The 21,834-nt window shown below is 30.8% G+C and carries 22 protein-coding genes and 1 riboswitch; of the genes, 10 read left to right on the forward strand and 12 right to left on the reverse strand.

Annotation, left to right across the window (positions count from 1 at the left end; all coding sequences use genetic code 11):
* Nucleotides 1-43 precede the first annotated feature (43 nt).
* Complete coding sequence (locus I4V16_RS17440) at nt 44-391, forward strand: hypothetical protein (RefSeq protein ID WP_243270667.1); 348 nt, start codon at nt 44-46, stop codon at nt 389-391.
* Nucleotides 392-601: 210 nt separating this feature from the next.
* Here I4V16_RS17440 and fba read toward each other — a convergent pair whose 3' ends face one another.
* The 8 genes from fba to I4V16_RS06305 all read right to left on the reverse strand — a co-directional run bounded on the left by fba (nt 602) and on the right by I4V16_RS06305 (nt 9,537).
* Entirely contained in the window at nt 602-1,465 is an 864-nt protein-coding gene (gene fba / locus I4V16_RS06270; protein ID WP_027099797.1) for a class II fructose-1,6-bisphosphate aldolase, read from the reverse strand.
* Nucleotides 1,466-1,626: 161 nt separating this feature from the next.
* Entirely contained in the window at nt 1,627-2,550 is a 924-nt protein-coding gene (gene argF / locus I4V16_RS06275; RefSeq protein ID WP_049178042.1) for an ornithine carbamoyltransferase, read from the reverse strand.
* 52 nt (nt 2,551-2,602) lie between these two features.
* The gene (locus tag I4V16_RS06280; RefSeq protein WP_195966590.1) at nt 2,603-3,751 is read right to left on the reverse strand and encodes an aspartate aminotransferase family protein; all 1,149 of its coding nucleotides are present in this window, start codon (nt 3,749-3,751) and stop codon (nt 2,603-2,605) included.
* Between the two features lie 11 nt (nt 3,752-3,762).
* Nucleotides 3,763-4,617, reverse strand: a complete 855-nt coding sequence (gene argB / locus I4V16_RS06285) for an acetylglutamate kinase (protein ID WP_049178040.1) — start codon at nt 4,615-4,617, stop codon at nt 3,763-3,765.
* A gap of 19 nt (nt 4,618-4,636) precedes the next feature.
* Nucleotides 4,637-5,860 (reverse strand): bifunctional glutamate N-acetyltransferase/amino-acid acetyltransferase ArgJ, encoded by a 1,224-nt coding sequence (argJ, locus tag I4V16_RS06290; RefSeq protein ID WP_195542051.1) that lies wholly within the window; start codon nt 5,858-5,860, stop codon nt 4,637-4,639.
* A 25-nt stretch (nt 5,861-5,885) separates the two neighbouring features.
* Nucleotides 5,886-6,920: an N-acetyl-gamma-glutamyl-phosphate reductase gene (gene argC / locus I4V16_RS06295; protein WP_099328956.1), complete on the reverse strand. Its 1,035-nt coding sequence runs from the start codon at nt 6,918-6,920 to the stop codon at nt 5,886-5,888.
* 1 nt (nt 6,921) lies between these two features.
* Nucleotides 6,922-8,310: an argininosuccinate lyase gene (argH, locus tag I4V16_RS06300; RefSeq protein ID WP_099328957.1), complete on the reverse strand. Its 1,389-nt coding sequence runs from the start codon at nt 8,308-8,310 to the stop codon at nt 6,922-6,924.
* Nucleotides 8,311-9,537: an argininosuccinate synthase gene (locus tag I4V16_RS06305; protein ID WP_049178036.1), complete on the reverse strand. Its 1,227-nt coding sequence runs from the start codon at nt 9,535-9,537 to the stop codon at nt 8,311-8,313.
* 255 nt (nt 9,538-9,792) lie between these two features.
* On the opposite strand from I4V16_RS06305, the gene I4V16_RS06310 reads away from it, so the two are divergent.
* The 3 genes from I4V16_RS06310 (at nt 9,793) to I4V16_RS06320 (ending at nt 11,213) form a co-directional block, all read left to right on the forward strand.
* Nucleotides 9,793-10,221 (forward strand): UDP-N-acetylglucosamine pyrophosphorylase, encoded by a 429-nt coding sequence (locus tag I4V16_RS06310; RefSeq protein WP_099328958.1) that lies wholly within the window; start codon nt 9,793-9,795, stop codon nt 10,219-10,221.
* Between the two features lie 85 nt (nt 10,222-10,306).
* Entirely contained in the window at nt 10,307-10,831 is a 525-nt protein-coding gene (lepB, locus tag I4V16_RS06315) for a signal peptidase I (RefSeq protein WP_049178034.1), read from the forward strand.
* A gap of 70 nt (nt 10,832-10,901) precedes the next feature.
* On the forward strand, nt 10,902-11,213 hold the full coding sequence (locus I4V16_RS06320) for a DUF1540 domain-containing protein (RefSeq protein ID WP_049178033.1): 312 nt from the start codon (nt 10,902-10,904) through the stop codon (nt 11,211-11,213).
* A gap of 238 nt (nt 11,214-11,451) precedes the next feature.
* Here the strand turns inward: I4V16_RS06320 and I4V16_RS06325 are convergent, their stop codons facing one another.
* On the reverse strand, nt 11,452-11,832 hold the full coding sequence (locus I4V16_RS06325) for a DUF4363 family protein (protein ID WP_049178032.1): 381 nt from the start codon (nt 11,830-11,832) through the stop codon (nt 11,452-11,454).
* Nucleotides 11,817-12,593, reverse strand: a complete 777-nt coding sequence (locus I4V16_RS06330; protein ID WP_049178030.1) for a DUF421 domain-containing protein — start codon at nt 12,591-12,593, stop codon at nt 11,817-11,819. The genes I4V16_RS06325 and I4V16_RS06330 overlap by 16 nt, the downstream gene beginning before the upstream one ends.
* Before the next feature lie 142 nt (nt 12,594-12,735).
* Between I4V16_RS06330 and I4V16_RS06335 the strand changes: the two genes are divergently transcribed.
* Complete coding sequence (locus I4V16_RS06335) at nt 12,736-14,385, forward strand: nucleoside kinase (RefSeq protein ID WP_099328959.1); 1,650 nt, start codon at nt 12,736-12,738, stop codon at nt 14,383-14,385.
* Between the two features lie 195 nt (nt 14,386-14,580).
* On the opposite strand, the gene I4V16_RS06340 is transcribed toward I4V16_RS06335, so the two are convergent.
* The gene (locus I4V16_RS06340) at nt 14,581-15,060 is read right to left on the reverse strand and encodes a hypothetical protein (protein WP_049178958.1); all 480 of its coding nucleotides are present in this window, start codon (nt 15,058-15,060) and stop codon (nt 14,581-14,583) included.
* 131 nt (nt 15,061-15,191) lie between these two features.
* Here I4V16_RS06340 and sdaAB point away from each other — a divergent pair, with 131 nt between their 5' ends.
* The 4 genes from sdaAB to recQ all read left to right on the forward strand — a co-directional run bounded on the left by sdaAB (nt 15,192) and on the right by recQ (nt 19,263).
* Nucleotides 15,192-15,872, forward strand: coding sequence for an L-serine ammonia-lyase, iron-sulfur-dependent subunit beta (gene sdaAB, locus I4V16_RS06345; protein WP_049178957.1), 681 nt, complete (start codon nt 15,192-15,194; stop codon nt 15,870-15,872).
* The gene (gene sdaAA, locus I4V16_RS06350) at nt 15,872-16,753 is read left to right on the forward strand and encodes an L-serine ammonia-lyase, iron-sulfur-dependent, subunit alpha (RefSeq protein WP_049178956.1); all 882 of its coding nucleotides are present in this window, start codon (nt 15,872-15,874) and stop codon (nt 16,751-16,753) included. The genes sdaAB and sdaAA overlap by 1 nt, the downstream gene beginning before the upstream one ends.
* 28 nt (nt 16,754-16,781) lie before the next feature.
* Nucleotides 16,782-16,889, forward strand: a riboswitch (TPP riboswitch).
* A 60-nt stretch (nt 16,890-16,949) separates the two neighbouring features.
* Entirely contained in the window at nt 16,950-17,453 is a 504-nt protein-coding gene (gene thiW, locus I4V16_RS06355) for an energy coupling factor transporter S component ThiW (RefSeq protein ID WP_099328960.1), read from the forward strand.
* 49 nt (nt 17,454-17,502) lie between these two features.
* On the forward strand, nt 17,503-19,263 hold the full coding sequence (gene recQ / locus I4V16_RS06360) for a DNA helicase RecQ (RefSeq protein ID WP_049178954.1): 1,761 nt from the start codon (nt 17,503-17,505) through the stop codon (nt 19,261-19,263).
* Between the two features lie 137 nt (nt 19,264-19,400).
* On the opposite strand, the gene I4V16_RS06365 is transcribed toward recQ, so the two are convergent.
* The gene (locus tag I4V16_RS06365) at nt 19,401-19,607 is read right to left on the reverse strand and encodes an alpha/beta-type small acid-soluble spore protein (protein ID WP_027098779.1); all 207 of its coding nucleotides are present in this window, start codon (nt 19,605-19,607) and stop codon (nt 19,401-19,403) included.
* Nucleotides 19,608-19,908: 301 nt separating this feature from the next.
* Between I4V16_RS06365 and I4V16_RS06370 the strand changes: the two genes are divergently transcribed.
* Entirely contained in the window at nt 19,909-21,831 is a 1,923-nt protein-coding gene (locus I4V16_RS06370; RefSeq protein WP_049178953.1) for a PrkA family serine protein kinase, read from the forward strand.
* The last annotated feature ends 3 nt before the right edge of the window (nt 21,832-21,834 follow it).

The raw sequence follows: 21,834 nt of genomic DNA on the forward strand, positions 1-21,834 counted from the left end.
TTTAAGCATAAATTCATATAAGCAGAATTGTAATAGGTAAAATATGATAGCATATTTTATATCGCTTCCCCCAGCTTTTGATATTAAGTCTAATATTTCATGTTCTGATTTTGATGGGTTATTAGCCTTAATTTTAGAGATTTCTCTTTCTGCATTAAGTAAATATATATTTGTGCCAAAAAAGCCTAAGAAAAGCAATAGAGCAGTTGATAATATACCACTAAATGGAATAGGAATAATTAAAATCAATGCTAAGTTGGCAATAAAAATAGCTAGGGCAGGAATTATAGATTTTCTAAACATTAGCCAATACATATTAAGGAAAAAGCATGGCCAATTCCAATTTAATGATGAAGGATTAGCTATAAACCTGTCTAGTGTTTTGCTGTAAAAAGGTGAGTAAGCATTACTACCTATATATGCTTCTAATTGGTTTCTAGTTATAGAATCGTTTCGTTTAAAGATTTTCATAAGTATTCCTCCTAATCTTTATTATAATTATGATTATACGAAATGAATATTCATAGGTCAATGTTTGTGAATTGTTATTCATATGGAAATAAAAAGAAACTCAAAGGAATACTTTGAGTTTCTTGAAATATTAAGCTTGGTTTACTGAACCGAAAAGTTCCATCTTTTCTTTAACAGTAGCCTTTATAGCTTCGAATCCTGGTGCAAGAAGTTTTCTTGGGTCAAATCCCTTACCTTCTAAGTCCTTACCAGCTTCGATATATTTTCTTGTAGCTTCTGCGAAAGCTAATTGACATTCAGTGTTAACGTTGATCTTAGCAACTCCTAATGATATAGCTTTCTTTATCATATCTTCAGGGATACCAGTACCACCGTGAAGAACTAATGGCATATCTCCAACAGCTTCTTTAATTTTAGCTAGAGCATTAAAATCTAATCCAGCCCAGTTTGCAGGATATTTTCCGTGGATGTTACCAATACCAGCAGCTAACATAGTAGTTCCTAAATCAGCTATTTGCTTACATTCTGCAGGGTCAGCGATTTCACCAGCACCTACAACACCATCTTCTTCTCCACCAATTGATCCAACTTCACATTCTACAGAAATTCCCTTAGCATTAGCGTCTGCTATTAATTTAGTAGACTTTTCTATGTTTTCTTCAATTGCATAGTGAGAACCATCGAACATTACTGAAGAGAATCCAGCTTCGATGCACTTATAAGCACCTTCAAAACTACCGTGGTCTAAGTGTAATGCAACAGGAACAGTTATGTTTAAACCTTTGATTAAACCGTTAACCATACCAACGATTGCATCGTATCCACCCATATATTTACCAGCACCTTCAGAAACACCTAAGATTACAGGTGAGTTGTTTTCTTGTGCAGTTAATAGAATAGCTTTTGTCCATTCTAAGTTATTGATGTTAAATTGACCAACAGCATATTTACCGTCTCTAGCCTTATTTAACATTTCTTTAGCTGAAACTAACATAATGTGACCTCCAAATATTTTGTAAATTTTTTTGAATTTTGAGTAATAAATATACAAATATATTTTACCCTACTAAGGGTTATTATAACTTTTATTTGTCAAAAAGGAAACAATTTATCATAAAAATTTATATTATAAGTGTAAATTTAGGGCGTATATTATTAACTTTTCATTAATTTAACAAGTACTGCTTTTTGTGCATGCATTCTATTTTCAGATTCATCAAATATTTCTGAAGCATGAGCTTCTAATACCTCATCAGTAATTTCTTCTTCTCTATGAGCTGGTAAGCAGTGTAAAACAATAGCATTAGGTTTTGCTAGATTCATAAGTTCGCTATTAACTTGGTAATCTTTAAATGCTTTAATTCTATTTTTAGCTTCAGTTTCATGTCCCATACTTGCCCAAACATCAGTAATTACAACATCAGCATTTTTTATAGCTTCAGAAGGAGAGTGAGTTATAGTGAAATTTGTACCTTCTAGTTTAGATAACTCTTTTCCTCTAAGTAGGTAATTTTCATCAGGCATGTATTCCTTAGGGGAAGCTAAAGAAAAATTCATACCAGTTTTTAGGCATCCTACTATTAAAGAGTTTGCCATGTTGTTTCCATCACCTATATAAGCTACATTTAATCCTTCAAGAGTATTTTTATATTCCCTAATTGTCATTAAGTCAGCAAGAACTTGACAAGGATGTTCAGAGTCCGTTAACCCATTTATTATAGGAATAGAAGAATACTTTGCTAAAGTTTCTACTTCCTCCTGAGAAAAAGTCCTAATCATGATTCCTTGAAGAAACCTAGATATAACTCTAGCAGTATCTTTAATTGGTTCCCCACGGCCAATTTGTAAGTCTCTACTGCTTAAAAACAATGCATTACCACCAAGCTGATACATACCAGCTTCAAAGGATACCCTTGTTCTTGTTGAACTTTTTTCAAAAATCATACCTAAGCTTTTTCCCTTTAAGTGTTCATGTGGAATGGCATGTTTAAATTCATATTTTAATTGATCTGCAAGGTTTAATATATCTAAAATCTCTTCTTTTGATAGATCGTCCATTTTTAATAGATGCTTTTTCATAGAAATCCCCCTTTTTAATAAATAACGGGGATTAAATCCCCGTTGAATAAATTTATAAACAGCTAATTAAAGTATTAATTCCATCACTTAGTTCATCTTCACTAATTATAAGTGGAGGAAGTAATCTGATAACATTAGGTCCGGCTGTAAGGACTAGCAATCCTTTTTCAGCAGCTTTCTTTTGAACTTCAGAAGAACTTCCTTCAATTTCTATTCCTAAGATTAAACCTTTGCCCCTTATTTCTTTAATCTTAGATGATGAAGAATTATTTAAAAGTGTTTTAACTAATTGTCCCTTTTTTTCAATAGATGCATATGTGCCTTCATTACATATTTCATCAAGAACAACAATTGCACCAGCACAAGAAACTGGATTTCCTCCAAAGGTTGAACCATGGTCTCCAGGATTAAATACTGATGAAGTTTTTTGGTTACACAATATTGCACCTATAGGTAGCCCTGCACCAAGCCCTTTAGCAAGTGTTACTATATCAGGATTAACATCAAAATGATTATATCCAAATAACTTTCCAGTTCTAGCAATGCCACATTGCACTTCATCAAATATTACTAATACATCTTTTTCCTTACATAATGATGTTACAGTTTGAACAAATTCTTCAGTAAGAGAGTGAACTCCACCTTCACCTTGAATTGATTCCATAATAATTGCACATACATCATTAGATAATTTTGATTTGAAATCTTCTATATTATTAGCTTCTACATAATCAAAGCCTTCTGGGAAAGGAAAGAAGTACTTATGAAATTTTTCTTGGCCAGTTGCTTTTAATGTAGTTATAGTTCTTCCGTGAAAAGATTGCTTTAAGGTTAATATTTTATTTCTTCCCTCGCCATATTTGTCAAAACTATATTTTCTTGCAAGTTTTATAGCTCCTTCATTAGCTTCTGCTCCTGAATTAGCAAAGAATACTTTTGACATAGAAGCCAGTTTTGTAAGTTTATTACTAAGTTCTATAGTAGTAGGATTTAAGAAAATATTTGAACAGTGTTGTAGATTATGAATTTGTTTTTCTATAGCACTTGTCCATTTAGAGTTATTATAGCCTAGAGAATTTACACCAATTCCGCTAGTTAAATCTAAATACTTTTTTCCATTTGTATCGTAAAGATAAATACCTTCTCCTTTTTCCAAAACTGGAGATAGGGGAGAGTAGGTATTCATAAGAGAATGTTCCATATTTATACCTCCTAATAAATCATAGTTCCTATACCATCGTTAGAGAAAAGCTCAAGGAGTAATGCATGAGGGACTCTGCCATCAATTATATGTGCTCTTTCTACACCCATACGAACAGATTCAACACAACATTGAATTTTTGGTATCATACCTCCCTTTATAACTCCTTGAAGAGTAAGTTTTGGTATTTCGTGTAATCTTAAAACAGAAAGTAGGGAAGTTGGGTCTTTAGGATCCTTAAGAACTCCAGCGACATCAGTTAATAATATTAGTTTTTCTGCCTTTAAAGCTGATGCAATTTTTGCAGCACATGTATCAGCGTTAATGTTATATAAGTCATTACCATCTTCACCAATAGCCATGCTACCTATAACTGGAATATAACCAGCATCAAGAGCCATTGTAACAGCTTCTGTATTTACTGAAGTTACTTCTCCTACATAACCTAAATCAACTTCACTTTCTAGTTTTTTAGCTTTTAGTAGAGAGCCATCAAGTCCACATAGGCCTATTGATTTTCCACCAGCTTTTTCAATAAGGGTAACAAGGTCTTTATTTACCTTGCCACCTAATACCATTTGAACTACTTCCATAGTTTTTTTATCTGTATAACGTAACCCATTAATGAATTCACTTTTTTCTCCTAGTTTATCTAGAAATGATGAAATATACGGACCACCACCATGTACAACTATAGGCTTAAAGCCTATACATTTCATTAGAACAATATCATTAATTACTGTTTCCCTTAGTTCGTCGCTAATCATTGCATTACCACCATATTTAACTACAATTATTTTCCCATTATAGTGTTGGATGTAAGGTAGTGATTGAACCAATATTTCAGCACGTTCATTAAGATCCATTTTTTATTCCTCCTAATAATTAGCTTCTGTAATCTCCATTTATTTTTACATAGTCATAAGTTAAATCACATCCATAAGCAGAAGCAGCTATATCTCCTATATTAAGATTTACTTCAATCAGTATTTCATCTTGTAATAAGATATCTTTGGCTTTATTTTCATCAAACTCAATGGAGGATCCCTGTCCACATACCTTAATTGAGCCAGATGAACTTGTAAAATAAACATCTACCTTATAGGGATCAAAATCAACATCAGAATATCCTAGGGCACATAAAATTCTACCCCAGTTGGCATCTGATCCAAATAAAGCGGTTTTTACAAGACTTGATTTAATAACACTTTTAGCTAACTTTACAGCATTAGATTCAGAGGTAGCACCAGTTACTTTACATTCTATAAGTTTCGTGGCACCCTCACCATCCTTTGCAATTTTTTTGGCTAATACTACATTTAAGTAGTTAAGTGCTTCAATAAATTTATAATAATCCTCACTCTTTTCAGAGATTGTTGGATTTTCAGCTAATCCATTTGCTAGTATTAATACCATGTCATTAGTGCTTGTATCTCCATCAACACTTACTCTGTTATAACTTATATTTACACTAGACTTTAAGGCTTCATCTAATAATTCTGGTGATATTGAAGCATCAGTTGTAATAAATGAAAGCATAGTGCCCATATTGGGCTCAATCATTCCAGAACCTTTACAAGTAGCTCCAATTCTTACAGTTTTACCGCCTATTTCAAACTCTAATGCAATTTGTTTTTGAGAAGTGTCTGTTGTCATTATGGCTTCAGTTGCATCTTTATATCCGTCTATAGATAATTTTTTTGTAAGTAGTGGAATTCCACCTTTTATTGCATCAATATTTAATGGAACACCAATAACTCCAGTAGAAGCTACTAATACTTCATCAGTTTTAATATTTAATGATTTTGCTTGTAATTGAGCCATCTTTTTAGCTTTTAATAAACCATCTTGTCCATTGCAGGTGTTAGCATTACCACTATTGCAAATTATAGCTCTAGCTTTTTTGTTAGAAAGATGTTCTTTTGTGATATATATTGGAGCTCCTTTTACCTTATTTTTAGTATATACACCAGCACCGATACTAGGAACTTCTGAGTAGATTAATGCTAAATCTTTCTTTAAAGAATTTTTCTTTATTCCACAATGTATACCAGCAGCTAAAAAACCTTTAGGAGCGGTAACACTACCATTTATTATTTTAAAATTCATTATAATAGCCCCCAATCATAAATTTTTAAAAGGCTGGTGAAATGAAGTTTAATCCTTCAGTTTCATCAAAGCCTAAAATTATATTCATATTTTGTATAGCTTGCCCTGCAGCACCTTTAACCATATTATCAATAGCACTTACCACAATTAGTTGATCTTTACGATGATTTAAATGAAGTGATATATTACAATAATTAGAGAAACGTACATTTTTAGTACAAGCTGTTTCTCCAAGAGGAAGTACATTTACAAAAGGTTTATCTAAGTAGAAACTTTCATATAGTTTATGAATTTCTTCTAGATTAACATTTCCTTTTGGAGTGCAATAAATTGTTGATATTATGCCTCTATTAATAGGAAGTAGGTGAGGAGTAAATGTTACAGAAACCTTTTCCTTAGCCATAACCCCTAGGGTTTCTTCTATTTCAGGGGTATGTCTATGTGCACCAACTTTGTATGGAGCAAAGTTCTCATTTAATTCTGGGAAGTGGCTAGATAGTATTAATCCACGGCCAGCCCCTGTAGCTCCTGATTTGGAATCACATATTATTCCTTTGGTTTCAATAAGCGAATTCAATAGGAGAGGCATAAGTCCTAATTCTATTGAAGTAGGATAGCACCCAGGATTAGCTATAAGCTTTGAGTCTTTAATTTTTTCCTTATTTAATTCAGGTAATCCATATACACTTTTTTTATGTAATTCTGGATGTGAAAAACCTCTTTCATACCAGAACTTGTAATCTTCCTCATTAGAAAGTCTAAAATCTGCCCCAAGATCTATACAAATTTTATTACTGTCGATACATTTAGCTGCAATATCCTCACTAAGACCATGAGGTAAAGCAGTAAAAATTACATCAGCTTTAGCTATAACTTCATCCATTGAACCGCATACTAATGAAGTGTGATTGAAAAAGTTTTTGTATATGGAATCAAATTCTTGTCCTTCAAAAGAAACTGAGCTAATAGCTGAAATTTCAATTTTCTTATGGTTTAACAAAATCCTCATAAGCTCTGCACCTACATATCCTGTAGCACCTATTATTCCTACCTTTATCATTTTAAAGTCCCCCTTTTATTTCCTTGATGAACTTAGCTAGTCTGTCTAATTGAATTTTTACTGACTTAGTAGAAGGGCCTCCAATTACTTGTCTTTCTTCTACACAAGTTAGCAAATCAATGGCATTATATATGTCCTCTTCAAAGATAGGAGAGAAGCTTTTTAGTTCATTTAATGATAGTTCATCAATTGCTTTATTTTTATTTATACAGTAAATTACTATTTCACCCACTATTTCATGAGCATTTCTAAAAGCTATTCCATGCTTTACAAGGTAATCAGCAACATCTGTTGCATTTGTGAATCCACCTGCAGCACCTTTTCTCATTACATCTTTCTTAACTTTCATAGTATCTAACATTCCAGTAAAAGTTTTAAGAGAAAGAGTAACTGTATCTAAAGCATCAAATAAGGCTTCTTTATCCTCCTGCATATCTTTGTTGTATGCAAGAGGAATACCTTTCATTACTGTTAATAACGTAATTAAGTCTCCATAAACTCTTCCAGTCTTACCGCGAACTAATTCAGCAACATCTGGATTTTTCTTTTGTGGCATAATTGAACTACCAGTAGAGTAGCCATCATCAAGCTCTATAAAATTAAACTCATTTGTGCACCAAAGAATTATTTCTTCAGAAAATCTTGAAAGGTGCATCATTATAATTGAAAGAGCAGATAAAGTTTCTATTACATAATCCCTGTCTGACACAGAATCTAAGCTATTCCATGTTACATCTGAAAATCTAAGTTCCTTAGCTACAAATTCTCTATCTATTGGATAAGTAGATGTAGCTAATGCACCAGAACCTAATGGCATTTGATCGGTTCTTTTGTAAGCATCTTGAAGCCTACCAATATCACGCCTTAACATTTCGCCATAGGCTAGTAGATGATGAGCAAGAGTTATTGGCTGAGCTTTTTGCATGTGGGTATATCCTGGCATTATAGTTTCCATATTTTTTGAAGCTTTTTTATGAATAACTTCTTCAAGTTCAATAACACAAGATACTATATTATCTAAAGCTTTCTTTAAATATAATCTTAAATCTAGGGTTACTTGGTCATTTCTACTTCTGCCAGTGTGAAGCATTTTTCCACAAGCTCCTATATAATAGGTGAGAGTTCCTTCAACAAAACTGTGGATATCTTCAGAAGTAGGATCAATTTCAATAACTCCATTATCTAATCTTTTTAATATTTCATTTAATCCATCTTCAATCTTTTTACTTGATTTATTTGGTATGATTCCTTGTTTTCCTAACATTTTTACGTGAGCAAGGCTTCCTTCTATGTCTTCTTTGTACATTCTAGAGTCAACATTTATTGAAGAATTAAAATCATTTACTAAAGCATCAGTTCCTTTTTTGAACCTTCCACCCCAAAGTTTCATTTATTTTTCCTCACTTTTTATTTTTGCAGCCATTTTAGCTTGTACTTTAATTGGAAGACCAAATAAATTAATAAATCCAGCAGAATCTTTTTGATCATAAACTGCATCCTCACCAAATGTTGCATATTCTTCGCTATATAATGAATAAGGAGATGTCATACCTGCATTAATCATATTACCTTTGTATAGTTTAAGTTTTACTTCACCAGTTACTGTTTCTTGAGTTTTATCTACAAAAGCAGAAAGTGCTTCTCTTAGTGGAGTAAACCATTGTCCGTTATAAACTATATCTGCAAACTTTAAAGCAATTTGTTCTTTATAATGAGAAGTTTCTTTATCTAAACATAATTCCTCTAAATCCTTATGGGCTTTATATAGAATAGATCCACCAGGAGTTTCGTAAACACCTCTTGATTTCATACCAACAAGTCTATTTTCTACCATATCAGTAATACCAATAGCGTTTTCTCCACCAATTTTATTTAATTCTTCAATTAATTTAACACCACTAACTTTTTTTCCATTTAATGCAACAGCAACACCTTTTTCAAATGTAAGAGTTATATAGGTTGGAGCATCAGGTGCTTGTTCAAGTGTTTTAGATAATTCAAGAATTTTTTCATAATTTGGTTCATTAGCTGGGTCTTCAAGGTCAAGGCCCTCATGGCTTAAGTGCCATAAGTTCATATCTTTGCTATAGTTAGTTTCATAAGTGATTTTTATAGGAATTTCTCTTTTTAGAGCATATTCAATTTCTTCTTCTCTAGATTTTATATCCCATATTCTCCAAGGAGCTATTATTGGCATTTCTGGTGCAAAGGCTTTAACAGCAAGTTCGAATCTAACTTGGTCATTACCCTTTCCAGTACAGCCATGACATATAGCATCTGCCCCCTCAGCTTTTGCTATTTCAACTAGCCTTTTACCTATTAGAGGTCTTGCAAAAGAAGTACCAAGTAGATATTTTCCTTCATAAACTGCCCCAGCCTTTATTGTTGGGAATATATAGTCATTTACGAATTCCTCTGTTAAGTCTTCTATATATATTTTTGAAGCACCTGTCTTAAGTGCCTTTTCTTCTAAGCCTTCTAATTCTGATTTTTGCCCCACATTTCCTACAACTGCGATAACTTCACATCCATATGTTTCTTTCAACCATGGAATAATTATTGAAGTGTCTAGTCCTCCTGAATAAGCTAGTACAACTTTGTTAAATGTTTTTTTCATAAATAATAGCCCCCTTAATTTATAATAATTTCTATATTTTACTAAGTATTTATAATTATACGCTTGCATATATAATTATGCAACATTTATTCAAAAAAATATTGAAAATATTCATTTTTATGCATAAAAAATAAAAATGAGTGCATAAAACCAAAGTAAATGTTTACAAAAATAGTATTTAAATAAATCTTTAAAATATAAAATAGGAATGTATAATATAATTAAATAAAATTTACTACAAGGAAGGTATTAATAATGAAACATGAATTAACAATATATGAATTAGGTAAAGCCTTAAAAAATATAGAGGATAAATATGATTTATCAGTTATGATAAAAAAAGAGCTAAGTGGTGGATGGATGACTATAATGGGTGCAGCTAAGATGGAAGTGTTACCTTGTATAGGTGGAGGATGCCACGGAAAGAATATAAATATTTTAGAGATAAGAGTAAGTTCTGACGAGAATTCTGGAAGCCTAGTTAAACTAACAGGAGCTAAGAATAAAAAGTTTAATGTAGATGTAGCGTCAACTAGATATAAAGAGATATCTACAAATTCATTAACATTAGATCAAATTAAAGTTAATGAAAATGAAACTAAACTTAGAATTGATGAAGATATTATATTTACAATTAAGGGGAGAGCAGAAAATATTGATGAAATAATTAAATCTGCTTTATAGGAAAAAAGGTATGATGGTAAAGATCACATCATACCTTTTTATTTCACTTAGTAAGTGGTAAAATATTGAAAAAGGAGTAGTGATTATGAGTGAGAAGGTAAAAGAGAAAAGTAATTTTTTTAAAGATTGGATTATGCCAATTATTGTAGCTATTATAATATGTTTTTTTATAACTAAATATCTATTATTTTGTTCAGTAATAAGTTCTGGCTCTATGATGCCTACACTAAATAAGAATGATAGGGTCTTAGTTACTAGAGTGTATAATACTGATACCATAAAAGATGGAGATATAGTTGTTTTCTCAAGAGAAGATGAGGAGAATCCAGTAGTTAAAAGAGTAATAGGTGTTGGTGGAGATAAAATTTCTATAAAGAATGGTGAAGTTTATAGGAATGGACAGTTAATTGATGAACCTTATGTGGAATATAAAGATGATTATACAGGAGATTTTGAAGTGCCTAAAGATAAATTTTTCTTTCTTGGAGATAACAGAAACAATTCAAAGGACTCAACTGTTTGGGATTATCCGTATATAGATAAGGATGATATTATAGGAAAAATGCAAATAAAGCTATATCCTTTTAAGGATTTTGGCAGTGTTAAATAAGTAGTGGAAAGAATAATAAAGCTCAAGTAAACAAATACTATTTTTGTTAATAAAAATTAGGAGGGATAGTATGACAAATTTAAATTGTTGTGTTGAATCATGTGCTTTTAATAAAAGTGAATGTTGTTGTCTTAATAACATAGAAGTAGGAGGTCATAAAGCTGAAGCCCCTACTAATACATGTTGCCAAAGCTTTGAAGAAAAATCAGGAGCATTTACAAATGATGCAATGGAACCTGAAATGCATTTAGAAGTTGCATGTGAAGCTAAAAATTGCGTACATAATAGCCAAGGAATGTGTGACGCAGAACATATAGATATAGCAGGAATTTCTGCAAGTGCTAGTGGAGAAACACTTTGTGCAACATTTCATTGTGAATAATAAAAAGAAGCTATCTAATTTATAAGATAGCTTCTTTTTTATTATCTAGGAAATTATAAAATTTTAATTAGCTATAAATCAAAGGAGTTATTACAATTTCATATAAAAAAATATAAAATCAAGAATAATAATTTTATAATTTTCTTACCTTAAGTACGAAGGGGATAGATATTTATTTTTCTGTGACTTGGAGCTTGCGACGGAACAAGCAAAATAAATATCCATCCCACCTTTTTTTTTAAAATATATTTTGTATATTAGTAATATTAATATCTATAATATTTTCAGCTAATTTTTCTACAATCTCATTTGAGACTAAGCTTTCTGCCATATTTTCAGATTTTATGTAATTACATAATCTTGTAGCTTCACTTAGAATATTGTCTACCTCGCAATGATTAACATATACAGCAGCGATGCTCTTACTTTCTTCTATTTCTTCAATAACATTTAATGCAGTAAGATATGCATTGTCCCAGTCTTTACTTTCTATGTAGACTCTTATTTCATCATTAGATTCTATAATACTATGACATAATTCATTTAAGGAATTATTAGCATAAAATACAAAGCCTAATAAACCTAAGAAAGCAATAACAGATATTATTGTATTTCGCATTTACTACACTCCTTTTCATAATCACCATATAGTTGATATTGGAATTTACCCTTTGTATCATATAGGGCTAGTAAAACATCACTAATGGATTGAATGTTATGATTTTTAAGCACCTTTTTTATCCATTCTTCATCTTTGCCTAATGTAGTAAGGGCGTTTTTATTAACCTTACCATCCATAACTAATATCTTAGGCAACATTGGTTCTTGACTTGATGAAGAAGTAGATGAAGAACTACTTTTATCTTTTTTGGCAGGTAGTGATCCACAAGTATCACTATCACTTTTTGGAGATCCTCCACCACTAGATGCACTGCTAGAATTAGAAGGTAGTATTGAAAGTTGACCGTTATTTTCTAATATAGCATATTGAATTTCGCTTAAGTCAAAATAACCTGCTAGTCGAATTTCTTCCATTAATTCATCAATGTTAATCTGCTGCTTTTTTAAGCCATAAAAATTAATTTTGCTTCTATAAATAAGAATAGTTGGTTCACCATCTATTATTTTTCTAGCAAATTGGCTTTTTAATTGAAGTTGAGATAATAAAGTTTTCATAAGTAGCAACGTAATTATTGGAATTATTCCAAGAAGTAAAGGGAATTTAGTATCTTGCATTGGAAGAGCAGCTAAATCTGAAATCATAATAGTAATAACAAATTCATAAGGTTGAAGTTCTCCAATTTGTCTTTTTCCCATAAGCCTCATTACAATTACTACCAGTGAATAAAGAATTGCGGTTCTTATAAATACTATGAACATAATAAACACCTCTCGCACATACTATTTGTAAAAACAATATTAAATATTCACGAAAATAATGACTTTTTTGAACAATATGTAGAGAGGTGTATAATAATACTAATGAAAAGATCAAAGGACTTGTAAGAAAGGAGAGAATTATATGAATTACTTAAATCTTACTATTGAGAATAAAGAAATCAAGGTGAAAAAAGGCACTACATTTAAAGATGTTATAAAAGAATATGCTATAGATGACTTAGTGGTTTTATGTGAATTAAATGGAGATTATTATGAATTAGCTATGGAAATACCAGCTAATGGAGATATAAAGTTAATTGATGCTAATAGTGAAATAGGATGGAAGATATATTCAAGAACTCTTCAATATATTTTTATAAAAGCTACCTTAGATATTTTTAAAGATGCAATTATTAAAATAGAACATTCTATTTCAAAAGGAACATTTGGTGAGATTTATAAATCTCAACCATTAAATAAGGAAGATATAAATAAAATAAAAAAACATATGGAAGATTTGATTAAGAGAGATATTCCAATAAATAAAATTCAAGTATCTAAGGAAGAAGCAATAAAGATATTTGAAGACTATGGAATGATGGATAAGGTTAAACTATTAAACCAAGTTGATTTAAAGACGGTTAAGTTATATGAATTAGATGGAAGATATGATTATTTTTATGGACAGATGGCATATTCAACTGGAATAATAAAGGCGTTTGACCTAATTCCATATGCTCATGGATTTGTTTTAAGAAATCCTACAGAAGAGGATGTTACAGTATTACCTGAATTTAAGGAGCAAAAGTCATTAGCTAATATTTTTTATGAGACAGAAAGATGGTTGGATATACTGGGGGTAGGGGAAGTTGGAAGCCTAAATGAAAAGATTATAAATAAAGGACTTACCAATTTAACTTTAGTTTCTGAAGCACTACATGAAAAGAAAATAGCTTATTTAGCAGATAGTATTTCAACAAAGAAGAATGTAAAGGTAGTTTTAATTGCTGGTCCATCTTCTTCGGGAAAAACTACTTTTGCAAATAGACTTGGAATACAACTAAGAGTTAATGGATTAAATCCAATACCAATATCTTTAGATGATTATTTTGTAGATAGAGTTCATACTCCAAGGGATGAGAACGGAGAATATGATTTTGAATCAATTGAAGCTATCGATTTAAAATTGTTTAACGAAAATCTAAAATATCTTTTAGAGGGTAAGGAAGTAGAGATCCCAAGTTATAATTTTAAGACAGGAAATCGTGAATGGATTGGTCATAAATTAAAATTACCTGGAAATGGTGTAATTATTGTTGAAGGAATTCATGGATTAAATCCATCATTAACAGATGCTATAGAGGATGATAAAAAATATAAAATATATATATCTGCCTTAACTCAATTAAATCTTGATAATCATAATAGAATTGCAACAACGGATGTAAGAAAAGTTAGAAGAATAGTTAGGGATTATTTATCAAGAGGTTATGGAGCAGAAGAAACTTTAATGATGTGGCCTTCAATTAAAAGAGGAGAAAGAAAAAACATTTTTGTATATCAAGAGGAAGCTGATGCAATGTTCAATTCAACATTAGTATATGAGTTATGTGTATTAAAACCATATGCTATAAAGGAACTTGAAAAAATAAAGCCAGGTAGTCCGGTGTATAATGAAGCTGTTAGATTAAAAACATTTTTAAACTTTTTTAAAGAAATTGAATTTAGTGATGTGCCGGAGAATTCTATCTTAAGAGAATTCATTGGGGGCAGTTGTTTTTATAAATATTGAAGAGAGGTTGCTAAGCAACTTCTCCTTTTTATAGTCTCATATAAATAATAAAAATAATATTATTTATATTATTTTTAAATCTAAGAAAAGAATTTTTCTTATAATAATTCTAAAAAATATATATTTATATAAATACACAATAATAAAAAAGAGAATCTCTAGTAAGGATTCTCTTTTCTCAGTATGAATATTAAATTATCTACTTAACTTTTTCACTGTAACATTTTTATTTTCTAATTTCTCTATTAGGTAATCAACATCTCCTGCTTTAAGAATATAAGATAACTTTTTCTCTCTATCATTAAATTCAAAGGAGATAATTTTTTTGGGAGAACCTTTGTCCCATTTAACAGTTACGCACCTTATGCTCTCATATTTAAATTTATTATTAAATAAAACCATGCTGTCTCTAGAAAACATTACTAAATTAAATATAAAAGAAACAAAAAGCAAAACAAAAAATAAAATTATTCCTATAGTTGTAGTTTCAACTACAGCCATATATAAAAGTAGTAAAGCAGCACAGAAAAAATTCATTTTATCTTTGAAAAATATTTTAAGATGCAATTCTCTTTGATTTCCATAAAAATCACATATGTTTAATAAGAAATATAAAGCAAATAATATTCCTAGGAAGATTGCAAATCCAAAAATTATATTAAGAATAATGTTCATAAAAAAACATCCCTTTCATTGTTGTAGTGGTAAAAAATTCAATAAGGTAAGTATAACAAAATAAAGATTGATAATACAGATAAAATTACTTAAACTAAAAGTAAAATAACTAATGATTAAGGAGAGGTTTTATGAAGAGCGTAGGCGTTTTTGATATTTTAGGTCCTATAATGGTTGGCCCATCAAGTTCTCACACTGCAGGAGCTGCAAGACTTGGAAAAGTAGCAAGATCTGTAGCTAATGGTCCGTTAAAGAGCGTAAAGTTTTTATTACATGGTTCTTTTGGAAAAACCTATAAGGGACATGGAACAGATAGAGCATTAGTTGCTGGAATACTTGGAATGGAGCCTAGTGATATAAGATTAAGAGATTCTCTAGAAATTGCTAAGAGAGAAGGGCTAGAATTTGAATTTATAGAAACAGATTTAGGAGATGCTCACCCAAATACTGTTAAGTTTGTTATGGAAACTAGGAAAGGAAATCATTGTGAAGTTGTAGGCTCTTCTATTGGTGGAGGAAGTATACAGATAACAGAAGTAAATGGTAATAAGGTGGAGTTTACTGGAGATTACCCAACATTAATAATATCTCATCAAGATGTACCTGGAGCAGTTTCTAATGTTACCTCAATACTTTATAAAGAACACATAAATATTGCTTTTATGAAGGTTTTTAGAAAGCAAAGAGGTAAGGGAGCTACAATGGTATTCGAAGTAGATAATAGATTAAACGATGATGTAATAGATGAAATTAAAGGGATAGATTCTATAAGTAGAGTTATTAGAATAAATCCAGTTAAGGAGGAGGAATAATGGAGATTGCAAGAAGTGGAGAAGAACTTTTAAGAATTTGTCAAGAGGAGAACATATCCCTTAGTGAATATGCCATAAGATATGAAATGGAAGATAAGGGAATATCAAGAGAAGAACTTTTTGAAAAGATGAGAAAAAATCTTCATGTTATGATAACATCTGCTAATGAGGGAATGGAAAAGGAAGTTTATTCAGTTAGTGGTCTTATAGGTGGAGATGCATATAAATTAAAAAAGTATCTTGAAAAAGGAGAGACATTAACAGGGGAGACTATGGTATTAGCCATGGCTATGGCATTATCTTCGTCAGAAGTAAATGCAGCTATGGGAAAAATAGTAGCGTGTCCTACTGCAGGCTCTTGTGGAATATTACCAGCAGTTATCTTAGCAGCAGGAAAAAGATTAAATAAAACAGAAGATGAAATGATAGAAGGATTATTTGCATCAGCAGCTGTTGGAATGATAATAGGTATGAATGCAACACTAGCTGGAGCAGAAGGTGGATGTCAAGCGGAATGTGGCTCAGCTTCAGCAATGGGAGCAGCGGCTGTAGTAGAAATGATGGGTGGTACTCCTAAGATGAGTTTAGATGCAGGTGCAATAGTACTAAAAAACGTACTTGGATTAGTATGTGACCCAGTTGCTGGATTAGTTGAAATACCATGTGCAAAAAGAAATTCTTCAGGCGCTATTAGTGCCTTATGTACAGCTGATTTAGTTATGGCAGGTGTAGAATCGAAAATACCTTTTGATGATGCAGTTTCTGCAATGTATAAGGTAGGTAAATCTCTTCCAGCATCATTAAGAGAAACTGCTTTAGGTGGAGTTGCTATAACTAAAGCAGGATTAATGTTAAAAAAGAAAGTTTACGGAGAAGAGTAAAACTGGTAAGATAAAAGTAAAAATTACATAAATTTACTAGGGGAGCTAGTACTTTGGCTGAGAATGGAAAGAAAATTCCTAAACCCTTGAACCTGATATGGTTAGAACCATCGTAGGGAAGTGATAAATTAAAAATATAAAAGTTTATTTGCGTAGCCCTATTAGGCTACGCTTTTTTAATGAATTGGAGGTAAATATGGAGAAAAAGGGATTATCAAAAAAATTAGCATTAAGTGGTGTACTTATAGCAATAGCAACTATATTTGGCACATTTTCAATTCCTATATTTGGAGCAAGAATGTCCCCAGTACAACATTTTATAAATGTAGTTACAGCTGTTACATTAGGTCCAGGATACGCTGTGGGAAATGCATTTATAGCTTCTACACTTAGAAATATTTTAGGTACAGGAAGCCTTTTAGCTTTTCCAGGAAGTATGATAGGAGCATTTTTATCAGGAGTTTTATATAAAAAGTTTAAAAATATAGAAGCAGGATTATTAGGAGAAATAATTGGGACAGGCTTTATAGGGGCTTTAGTTGCATATCCCATTTCAACTTTAATCTTAGGTAAAGAAGTTGCACTATTTGCTTATGTTATACCATTTTGTATTAGCTGTATAGGTGGAGGAATAATAGCTTATACATTTTTAAAGATATCAACAGTTAGAAAGGTTTTGTTCTCTTTTTTTATTGATTAAAATATTGTAAAATGGACAATAGTAAAGAAATATAGAAAGGGGTGAGTATTTGAATATCAAAGATACAGCTTTATATGCATTAAAAAAATTTTATGGATATAATAGCTTTAGACCAGGGCAAATGAACATAATTTTTAATATTCTATCTAAGAAGGATGTTTTTTGTATAATGCCAACAGGTGCTGGTAAGTCAATTTGTTATCAAATACCAGCCTTAATAATGAATGGTGTTACCTTAGTAATATCTCCTTTAATATCCTTAATGAAGGATCAAGTAGACTCCCTTAAGGAGAATGGTATTAGTGCTACATATATAAATAGCACTCAAAGTATGGAGGAAATAAAGGATATACTTAAGGATGCATCTTTAGGTTTATATAAATTAATATATATTGCACCAGAGAGATTAGAGTCTAAAGTTTTTGTTCAAATGATAAGAAATTTGCATATTTCACAGGTGGCAGTAGATGAAGCGCACTGTGTTTCAGAATGGGGACATGATTTTAGAGTTAGTTATAGATATATAAAACCTTTTGTAGATTTATTACCTAATAGGCCAGTTATATCTGCATTTACAGGTACTGCTACAGATGAAGTTAAAGAGGATTCTATGAATCTTTTAGGACTAAGAAATCCAATAAAATATGTAGGAGATATAAATAGAGAAAATCTTTCTATTAATATTTTCAAAGAAGAGGATAAGTTAGAAGGAATTAAGGATATTATAAGAGAGCATGAATATGAATCTGGAATAATATACTGTTTGTCTAGAAAAGAAGTGGAAAATTTATATACTTATTTAAGGGAGTATGGGTATAATGTATCAATGTATCATGGAGGGTTAGAAGATTATGATAAGGAAAAAGCTCAAGATGATTTTTTATTTGAAAGAACAAATATTATGGTAGCTACTAATGCATTTGGTATGGGAATAGATAAATCAAATGTAAGATACATAGTTCATTGTACAATTCCTAAAAATCTTGAATCTTATTATCAAGAAATTGGTAGAGGTGGAAGAGATGGTGAACCTTGTAAGTGTTATCTTTTTTATAATAGAGATGATATACGAAGAGTAGAGTTTATATTAAATAAAAGTAGTGGGTTTAAACGTAAAGAAATTGCCTTAAGAAAACTTCAGTCTATGATAGACTTTTGTGAAGAAGATGGTTGTTATAGAGCATTTTTATTAAAGTATTTTAATAAGGAATGGTCTAGAAATTATTGTGGAAATTGTAGTAATTGCCTGGGAAATGATGAAGTAAGGGACTTTACTAGGGAAGGACAAATTATTTTGTCAACTGTATATAGAACCCGTGAAAGTTACGGTATATCAGTATTAATTGATATTTTAAGAGGTATAAAAGGACCTAAAATAATAGAGAAAAACTTAGACAAAATAACAACTTTTTCGTTAATGAAGGACTATAGTTCATCATTTATAAAAGCTATAATTAATGAAATGCTTACACAGGGATATGTTAGCTTAAAGGAAGGAACATATTCTATGTTAAAGTTAAATAATAAATCTATGGATATACTTTTAGGTAAAGCAGACATGTACTTATTAGTAAAAGAAGATGAAAAGCCTATAGATGAAGAATTATTCCATAAATTAAAGCTTTGGAGAAAAAGTAAGGCTATTAAAGAAAATATTAAACCATACATTATTTTTTCAGACTCATCACTTATATCAATTGTAAATCGATTACCAAAGAGTATTGAAGAATTACTCCAAGTTAGAGGTGTTGGTGAGAAGAAAGCAGAGAAGTATGGAGATGAAATTCTGAAATTACTATCTAATGAATAAATAGGAGAGAAGTTGGTAAACAACTTCTCTTTTTGATTACATCTAGTAGGAGTGGGGGGATATTTGTTTTGATGTGACTTGGAACTTGCCACGGAACAAACAAAATAAATATCCTCCCTACCTTTTTTTTTGTTATATTATTTAAGTGAATTTTCGTATTGTTGAACCATTCTCTTAACCATTTCTCCACCGACACTTCCATTTTGTTTAGAAGTTAGGTTACCCTTGTCAGTATTTTCATAGTCTTGTAATCCAAAACTTGAAGCTACTTCATTTCTAAAAGTATTTAATCCTTTTTTAGCTTCTGGAACTAAATTTCTATTACCGCTATTGTTTGAAGACATACCTGTCTACCTCCTTATATTTAAAAAAATTGTACAAATATTGTACAATCTTATGTTGTCCATGTAGCGAAAGAATAAACCATGAATATATATCCTTTTACGGTTTTAGTATACTAATTTACATATTTACTCAAGTAGAGGTGTTTAATGTAAGTGTATAAAGGTAAATTAGTTTTCATTTAGAAATAAATTATTTGTGAAAAAAGTTATATTAATAGTCTGATTATTCATTAAAAATTCTTTGATAGGAATACTCTATAACTTTTGGTGAATATATTTTAAGTAAAAGGAGGGAGTGCATATGAACTTCAAAGAATTTATAGAAAGCGATAGAGAGGCTAGAAACAAGCAGAAATTTGAAGGGAATTTTTTGGATTATCTTGAAATTGTAAAGTCAAATCCTGATATTGCTAAACTAGCACATAAAAGAATGTATGACATTATAGTAGGCAAAGGGGTTGAATTACTAAAAGCTGAAGAGAATCCCAGGGTTAAAAAGATATATGGTAATGAAACTATAAGAAAATATGATTTTTTTAAGAATGATTTTTATGGAATAGACAAGGTTATTATGAAACTTGTTAATTACTTCAATTCTGCATCTATGAAGGGAGAAGAATCTAGGCAAGTTCTTTATTTAGTTGGGCCTGTTGGAGCTGGAAAATCATCTTTAGTTGAAAGCTTAAAGAAGGCATTGGAAGAAGCTGATCCCATATATGCTCTTAAGGGTTGTCCGATGCATGAAGAACCACTACATTTAATTCCTAAACATTTAAGACCAAAATTTGAAGAACTATTAGGAGTACAAATAGAAGGAGATTTATGTCCTGTATGTAGATATAGGTTAATGCATGATTACAATGGAAAGTATGAAGAGTTTCCTGTGGAAACAAAGACTTTCTCAATAAGATCAAGAAAGGGTATTGGAGTAGTACCACCAGTAGATCCTAACAATCAGGATACATCTATATTAACAGGTTCAATAGATATTTCTAAAATGGACATGTATCCTGAGGATGATCCAAGAATTTTTTCTTTAAATGGGGCCTTTAATGTTGGTAATAGAGGTCTTGTTGAATTTATAGAGGTATTTAAAAATGATGTTGAATATCTTCATACAATAATTACTGCTACTCAAGAAAAATCTGTGCCATCTCCAGGAAAAGGATCAATGATTTATTTTGATGGACTTATAATTGCCCATTCAAATGAAGCAGAATGGAATAAATTTAAATCAGACCATACCAATGAAGCTATATTAGATAGAATAGTAAAAATAGAGGTTCCATATTGCTTAGAGTTAGACGAGGAAATGAAGATTTATCAAAAGATAATTAAAAAGAGTAATTTTAAAGCACATATAGCTCCACATACAATCGAGGTTGCTGCTATGTTTGCAATTCTTTCGAGACTTTCTCCATCAACTAAAGTTGATCCTATGACAAAGTTAAAAATCTATAATGGCGAAGAAATTGTAGAAAAGGGAACAACTAAGAGAATAGATATTATGGAGCTTAGAGAAGAATCAGGAACTTATGAGGGAATGAAGGGCATATCAACTAGATTTATTATAAAAGCAATAGATAATGCATTATCAAGCTCAGAATGTGACTGCATCAATCCATTAAGTATAATGGAAAGTATAATAAAATCAATTAAGGAAATGGATATTGGAGCTGATGATAAGAAGAAATATCTAGGATTTATACAAGACACTATTAGGAAAGAATATAACAAGATGTTAGAGAAGGAAATTACAAAGGCCTTTATTCATTCATTTAGAGAACAAGCTGAAAGTCTTTTTAATAATTATATAGATAATGCAGAAGCTTTTGTTAACAAGAGCAAAATAAAAGATACTTCTACTGGTGAAGAATTAAATCCAGATGAAGAGTTTATGAGAAATATTGAGGAGCAAATAGGGGTTTCAGAATCTTCTAGTAAGGGATTTAGAGCAGATGTAACCTCATATATGTTCTATTTAGTAAGAAGTGGGGCAAAGATAGATTACACATCCTATGAACCATTAAAAGAGGCTATAGAAAAGAAACTTATAGCATCAGTAAAGGACCTTTCAAGAATAATAACTAAATCTAGGGTAAGAGATAAAGAACAAGCAGAAAAGTACAATGCAATGGTAGAGGAAATGAAGAATAATGGATATTGTATGCATTGTTGTGATGTTATCTTAAAGTATGCTGCAAATAATTTGTGGAAGGATTGAAAC

This window comes from Clostridium sp. 1001283B150210_160208_E6 (assembly GCF_015669365.1).
GTDB lineage: Bacteria > Bacillota > Clostridia > Clostridiales > Clostridiaceae > Clostridium > Clostridium paraputrificum.

Coding starts and splice junctions, on each gene's coding strand:
- I4V16_RS17440 (WP_243270667.1), top strand. CDS start 44: ATGATAGCATATTTTATATCGCTTCCCCCAGCTTTTGATATTAAGTCT.
- fba (WP_027099797.1), bottom strand. CDS start 1,465: ATGTTAGTTTCAGCTAAAGAAATGTTAAATAAGGCTAGAGACGGTAAA.
- argF (WP_049178042.1), bottom strand. CDS start 2,550: ATGAAAAAGCATCTATTAAAAATGGACGATCTATCAAAAGAAGAGATT.
- I4V16_RS06280 (WP_195966590.1), bottom strand. CDS start 3,751: ATGGAACATTCTCTTATGAATACCTACTCTCCCCTATCTCCAGTTTTG.
- argB (WP_049178040.1), bottom strand. CDS start 4,617: ATGGATCTTAATGAACGTGCTGAAATATTGGTTCAATCACTACCTTAC.
- argJ (WP_195542051.1), bottom strand. CDS start 5,860: ATGAATTTTAAAATAATAAATGGTAGTGTTACCGCTCCTAAAGGTTTT.
- argC (WP_099328956.1), bottom strand. CDS start 6,920: ATGATAAAGGTAGGAATAATAGGTGCTACAGGATATGTAGGTGCAGAG.
- argH (WP_099328957.1), bottom strand. CDS start 8,310: ATGAAACTTTGGGGTGGAAGGTTCAAAAAAGGAACTGATGCTTTAGTA.
- I4V16_RS06305 (WP_049178036.1), bottom strand. CDS start 9,537: ATGAAAAAAACATTTAACAAAGTTGTACTAGCTTATTCAGGAGGACTA.
- I4V16_RS06310 (WP_099328958.1), top strand. CDS start 9,793: ATGAAACATGAATTAACAATATATGAATTAGGTAAAGCCTTAAAAAAT.
- lepB (WP_049178034.1), top strand. CDS start 10,307: ATGAGTGAGAAGGTAAAAGAGAAAAGTAATTTTTTTAAAGATTGGATT.
- I4V16_RS06320 (WP_049178033.1), top strand. CDS start 10,902: ATGACAAATTTAAATTGTTGTGTTGAATCATGTGCTTTTAATAAAAGT.
- I4V16_RS06325 (WP_049178032.1), bottom strand. CDS start 11,832: ATGCGAAATACAATAATATCTGTTATTGCTTTCTTAGGTTTATTAGGC.
- I4V16_RS06330 (WP_049178030.1), bottom strand. CDS start 12,593: ATGTTCATAGTATTTATAAGAACCGCAATTCTTTATTCACTGGTAGTA.
- I4V16_RS06335 (WP_099328959.1), top strand. CDS start 12,736: ATGAATTACTTAAATCTTACTATTGAGAATAAAGAAATCAAGGTGAAA.
- I4V16_RS06340 (WP_049178958.1), bottom strand. CDS start 15,060: ATGAACATTATTCTTAATATAATTTTTGGATTTGCAATCTTCCTAGGA.
- sdaAB (WP_049178957.1), top strand. CDS start 15,192: ATGAAGAGCGTAGGCGTTTTTGATATTTTAGGTCCTATAATGGTTGGC.
- sdaAA (WP_049178956.1), top strand. CDS start 15,872: ATGGAGATTGCAAGAAGTGGAGAAGAACTTTTAAGAATTTGTCAAGAG.
- thiW (WP_099328960.1), top strand. CDS start 16,950: ATGGAGAAAAAGGGATTATCAAAAAAATTAGCATTAAGTGGTGTACTT.
- I4V16_RS06365 (WP_027098779.1), bottom strand. CDS start 19,607: ATGTCTTCAAACAATAGCGGTAATAGAAATTTAGTTCCAGAAGCTAAA.
- I4V16_RS06370 (WP_049178953.1), top strand. CDS start 19,909: ATGAACTTCAAAGAATTTATAGAAAGCGATAGAGAGGCTAGAAACAAG.